Source organism: Streptomyces yerevanensis (assembly GCF_000716805.1).
GTDB classification, from domain to species: domain Bacteria; phylum Actinomycetota; class Actinomycetes; order Streptomycetales; family Streptomycetaceae; genus Streptomyces; species Streptomyces flaveus.
Map to the genome: position 1 here is coordinate 1 of NZ_JNWJ01000140.1, position 5,217 is coordinate 5,217.

General features: G+C 68.2%; 4 protein-coding genes. 3 read left to right on the forward strand and 1 reads right to left on the reverse strand.

What is annotated here, in order from left to right; genetic code table 11:
- The first annotated feature begins 726 nt into the window (after positions 1–726).
- Positions 727–969, forward strand: a complete 243-nt coding sequence (locus OP79_RS48230) for a DUF5302 domain-containing protein (RefSeq protein ID WP_033329584.1) — start codon at positions 727–729, stop codon at positions 967–969.
- A 603-nt stretch (positions 970–1,572) separates the two neighbouring features.
- Here the strand turns inward: OP79_RS48230 and OP79_RS48235 are convergent.
- Positions 1,573–2,481 (reverse strand): LysR family transcriptional regulator, encoded by a 909-nt coding sequence (locus tag OP79_RS48235; protein WP_033329585.1) that lies wholly within the window; start codon positions 2,479–2,481, stop codon positions 1,573–1,575.
- Positions 2,482–2,551: 70 nt separating this feature from the next.
- Between OP79_RS48235 and OP79_RS48240 the strand changes: the two genes are divergently transcribed.
- Entirely contained in the window at positions 2,552–3,493 is a 942-nt protein-coding gene (locus OP79_RS48240; protein ID WP_033329586.1) for an NAD-dependent epimerase/dehydratase family protein, read from the forward strand.
- A 14-nt stretch (positions 3,494–3,507) separates the two neighbouring features.
- Complete coding sequence (locus tag OP79_RS48245; protein WP_033329587.1) at positions 3,508–4,392, forward strand: aldo/keto reductase; 885 nt, start codon at positions 3,508–3,510, stop codon at positions 4,390–4,392.
- Positions 4,393–5,217 lie beyond the last annotated feature (825 nt).

Below are 5,217 nucleotides of genomic sequence, written 5' to 3' on the forward strand. Positions count from 1 at the left end.
GTCGCCCCGTGGCCGCGTGCGCAGGGTCCCTTCTCCGCGCCGCGGTCGGTGGTCGACCGGATCGCCGCGGACGTTCTTCCCCGGTGGCGGACTTCGGGAGACGACTGACCGTCACCAACGGTCGGGGCATCACAGCGATGCTCCCGACCGGCAGGCTCCGCCACACCCGGCCTGCTCAATCGCCACATGAAGTCATCCGCACACGGCCCCTGCGGACACAAGGCATGGCTTCGCCACCGCGGTGCTGGACGCCGCATGGGGAAACGCTGTGATCGCGCGGGATGCCGCGGCTGGGCCTCGGCCGCGACCGCCGAACAGGTCTACGGCCACGTGGACGTCCACGACCCGGTCTTTACCGCGGCGCTGGAGCATGTGTGGGGGACACGGTCGTGATCCCGCTGATGCAGATGAGGACTGTTGCAGCTGCAGTCGGTCCCCGGATGGTGGTCGAGGTGCAGAAGCTCATCGACTGAAGGCGCGCGCGCCTGCACGCGCAGCCACAGCAGCAGAGTCCGCGAAGAGCGCCAGCTTTGGCTGGCGCCCCGCACCGTGCCTGCTCCATGTGCGCCGGTGACTGTTCCCCAAGGCCGGTCGCTGGGGCGGCCTGCCTGGCGGCCTGCGTGACAGCCACGAGCGACGGCTGCTGGCGATGCTGGCCGCGGGCGTCTCATGCGGTGCCCGGCATGACAAACTGTGCTCTCCACTGCCCGAACCCAGGAGGTCACCATGGCCGCAGAGTCTCCATCACAAGAAGGTTCGGAGTCAGCTGACGTCGAGAGCCCTGTCCTCTCGCCCGACGATGACGGCCAGGACGACCTGAAGCGCAAGTTTCGGGAGGCCCTGGCGCGCAAGCGCGGTATGCAGGCGGACGCCGCCGACATCGCTGCGAACACCGATGCGTCAAAGGTCCGTGGCGCGCACGGCCCGGCTGCGAACCAGCGGTCGTTCCGACGCAAGAGCGGCGGTTGAGTCGAAAACGGCCGTTGGATGGGATTCGGCAGGACACGGCCCGGCAGTCATGCCGATGAGTTGGGCTGGGTCCTGCCGGGTGACGAGGGAGGGTCCGTTCAGGCGGTGCACAGCGGCTAGACACACCGGGGTGCCTGTTCAGCCGTTGCGAGCTGCTTGGGCGTCATCAACAACGCATGACGCCGGTTCTTCGCGTATACCTTCCCGTCTCGCTCACCAGGCCCGACCCATCCGGCAGTGCTGGGCCGACCCGACTTTGTCGAGGCTGCTCTCGCCCTCCCCGGCGATCCCCGGTTCAGGCTGCCCCCAGCTTCACCTCGCCGCTACGACGGCGAAGCGACGGTGGTCTTCCACCTCCATCCGAAACAACAGCGCCTCGTGGCGCACTGACACGGTTCTCACCGGCACCCCTGGTCGGGCACCGGGTTCAACGGAACCCAGCGCGGTTCACCTCCGCTCGAGCGGAGGTGAACCGGAAGAGAGTCAGGTTCAGATGGCGGGTGGTTTGTGCTCTCCGCGCGAGCGGAGGTGGACCAGTGTCGGCGTACACACGGACTTCCTCAGCTGCGTACGGATGAATGAGGCCAGATAGTGCTGTGTGGGTCAGGTTTCGCCCAGCGTTGCTGCCTGTCCCTGGAGTGCCTGTATCAGCGTCCTGACCTGGGCGTGGTTGCGGCGGAGGATCGTGGCAACGCCGATGTGCCGGGTCGGAGTCGGCGGCGCGATTGGGACAGTGCGTAGGCCTGCTACCTGCGGGGTCTGCGCGATGGAGGGGATCAGCGAGATTCCCATGCCCGCAGCGACGAGCGAGCGGGCGAAGAAGTAGTCCGATGTTGTGCCGCGCACCTCCGGGTCGAAGCCGGCACGTTCGGCGTAGCGACGCAGGTACGTCTCGGTCTTGAGGCAGCCGAGTACCCAGGGCTCGGCGGCCAACTCGGCGATGTCGAGTGTCTCGCGGCCGGCCAGGGGATGGGCGTCGGGCAGGACGACGTGCAGGGGGTCTTCCATGAGTGCAGTCCACGCCAGGCTGGAGTTCGGGCCCGGCCGACCGGGCAGCGGGCCGTCGAAGTGGTAGGCGAGGGCGAGGTCTACGGCGCCCTGGCGGACCAGTGGCAGGCTGTCTTCGGGCTCGCTTTCCCTGACGTGGACCACAGTCTCGGGATGGGCGGTGGCGAGGCGGGCGAGTGCACCGGGTAGCAGGAGCCTGCCGCCGCTGGTGAAGGTGGCGATGGTTAGCTGAGTGCGGCCGCTGCCGAGCCGGTCGACCTGCTGTCTGGCGTATTCGAGCTCCGCGGCGACCGACTCGGCGGCCCCGACCATGATCCGGCCGGCCGGGGTGAGCGTGACTCCGCGTGTGCTACGCACCACGACCTGGGCGCCGAGGCTGCGCTCCAATGCAGCGACGTGCTGGGACACGGCTGACGGGGTGAGGTGGAGGGCTGCCGCGGCCTGGTTGAAGCTGCCGAGCTCCGCCACCGCTCGCAGGACACGCAACCGCTGCACATCGATCAACAGTATTCCTTAATACGCTTCCAGTAAGTAGGCACTTCTGCTGATGACGGTAGATGCCCAGGATGGGGGCATGCAAAAGATCTGCGTCATCGGCGGAAGCCGGTACTTCGGCAAGCTCCTGGTCCAGCGCCTACAGGCCACCGGCCACCAGGTCACAGTGATCAATCGCGGCTCCACCCCGCCGCCTGCCGGGGTCGAGCACCTCGTCGTCGACCGCAACGACGAAGCCGCCCTGACCGCTGCACTCGGCTCGCGCACCTTCGACGTGGTCGTCGACCAGGTCTGCTACACCCCCGTGCAGGCCGTGATCGCGGCCCGCGCCTTCAGCGGCCGCACACGGCGCTACGTCATGACCTCCACTATCGAGGTCTACGACCCGGCGACCGTCGCACTGCCGGCCGTTCCCCCCGGCACACCGCTACCGGAGGAGGTCGTGGACCCGTCCACGTGGCTGGTGGCCATGGACCTGCCGTGGCACGACACGGCGTACCTGGAGGCGCACTACGCCGAAGGTAAGCGCCAGGCGGAGGCCGTCTTCGCTCAGCATCACGGGTTCGCTTTCGCCGCCGTGCGCAGCGCCCACGTGCTCGGTGGCGGCGCGGCGGAGTTCACCGGCCGACTGGCGCACTACGTCGAGAACGTCGCCCAGGGCACGCAGATCACCGTGCACGCCGAGGCGTTGCCCACGGTCTTCATCCACTACGAGGAGCTGGCGGATCTGCTGCTGTGGGCGGCCACGCTCACCGACGTCACCGGCCCGATCAACGCCTGCTCCGACGGGCCACTCGACGTTTACGACCTAAGTGCTGTCATCGCCGCACAGGTCGGCAGGAAGGCCGTGTACCGGAGCGCCCCCGCGGGCGAGCCGGCCTCGCCGTTCTCCTTCGACCGCCACTACGCCATGAGCAATGCCCGCGCGAAAAGGCTGGGTTTCTCCTTCTCTCACACCACCGACTGGCTCCCCGGTGCCGTCGCCGAAGCCCTCGACGCATCCGCCGCCCCCACCGCCTGAGGAACAGACACACCATGCAGTACCGCACCATCGCAAACACCACCGTCAGCGCCATCGGCCTGGGCGCCATGCCGCTGTCCATCGAGCACCGCCCGGACGAACAGCGGGCCATCGCCACCATCCACGCCGCCCTGGACGCCGGGGTCACGCTCATCGACACCGCCGACAGCTACCACTGGCACACCGGCGAAGACGGCCACAACGAACTTCTCATCGCTCGAGCCCTGGCCCGCTACGGCGGCGACACCTCCCACCTCCTCGTCGCCACCAAGGGCGGCCGCGGCCGCCCCGGCGACGGCAGCTGGACCGTCACCGCCACCCCCGCCCATCTCAAGCGCGCCGCCGAAGCTTCCCTGAAGCGTCTGGGCGTCGAGGCCATAAGCCTGTATCAGCTGCACAAGCCGGACCCGGCCGTGCCCTGGGCGGAGTCCGTGGGCGCGCTGCGCGAGCTGCTCGACACCGGCACCATCCGCGCCGCCGGGATCTCCAACGTCACCACCGGCCAGATCCGCGAGGCGTACGCGATCCTCGGCGACGGCCTCGTCTCCGTACAGAACCAGTACTCCCCTGCAGTCCGCGACAGCGAGCCCGAGCTGCTGCTAAGTACGCAGCTCGGGCTGGCCTTCCTGCCCTGGAGCCCACTGGGCGGCATCTCCCGAAGCTCCCTCGACGGACCCTCCGGCCCGACCGCTGCGAGCACCGCCTTCCACCGCATCGCGGCCGAGCACGACGTCAGCCCGCAGCAGATCGCCCTGGCCTGGCTGCTGACCCGCTCCCCGGCGGTGATCCCGGTGCCGGGCGCCAGCCGCCCGGCATCGATCCAGGACTCTGCCAAGGCGGCCGAGCTTGAGCTGAGCGAGGCGGAGCAGACGCAGTTGGATGACGCACTGCCCAGCTGAGTCGGCGCCACTTGTCGGCCGGTTGACGGACGAACGCGACGCTCGACGACCAGGTGAGCACCGTCGAGCGCCAGGGCGGCCGCGTGGCTGGCACCTGTTAGCTCCGCTTCCGGGATGTGACCAACGCGGCCTGACACCTGGGGACGTTCATCCGTACGCAGCTGGGGAGGCGAACGCGTACGCCGACAACCAGCCTTGATCTCGTCCCAGTACAGGACGATCAGGTGCTCTCCGCGCGAGCGGAGGTGGACCCCGGGGCGACCGAGGTTCGCAACTGTGCGGGCTGCTGCTGGGAGGCTGCGGCCTTCAGCTGACCACCAAGCTGTACACCGACCGGGTCTGTTCCCTGTCAAGTTCTGTGTGTTGAACTGCGGACGCGTGCAGTGCCAGATAGCCGGACGGCGGGGGAGAGCCAGATGTCTTCGTTCGTGTAGGTGACGAGCTGGGCCAGGTGTGGTGAGGCGCGCTGCAACGGCTCGGCAAGAATCTTCTAGGGCCTGTTGAGGAAGTGCTGGGTCACAGCCGTCGACTTCGTTGTCTGGTGCGCAAGTTCTGTCCTTGACTCGGCGACGAAGATGCCTCCGGACGGCGGCTGGGAATTCTCGCTCCGCATAGGAACTGTCCACGGCGTTGTGCCACCTGGCGGAGGTTAACCAGAGTGTGCCTCCGGGGGCTTGCCCCAGCCCGTTGCGGCGCTCAACCCCATTCCCGGAGGCCGTCGGCCGCCCTTAGGGCGTTTCTGATGGCTCTTGGACGATGTCTCGGAGCCAGATGACGACGGCCGTGACGGTCAGGGTGCCGTTGAAGATGTAGTCGCGTTTGTCG

Bases quoted from the DNA above. Each gene is read 5' to 3' on its own strand.
- OP79_RS48245 (WP_033329587.1), top strand. From the start codon at position 3,508: ATGCAGTACCGCACCATCGCAAACACCACCGTCAGCGCCATCGGCCTG.
- OP79_RS48230 (WP_033329584.1), top strand. From the start codon at position 727: ATGGCCGCAGAGTCTCCATCACAAGAAGGTTCGGAGTCAGCTGACGTC.
- OP79_RS48240 (WP_033329586.1), top strand. From the start codon at position 2,552: ATGCAAAAGATCTGCGTCATCGGCGGAAGCCGGTACTTCGGCAAGCTC.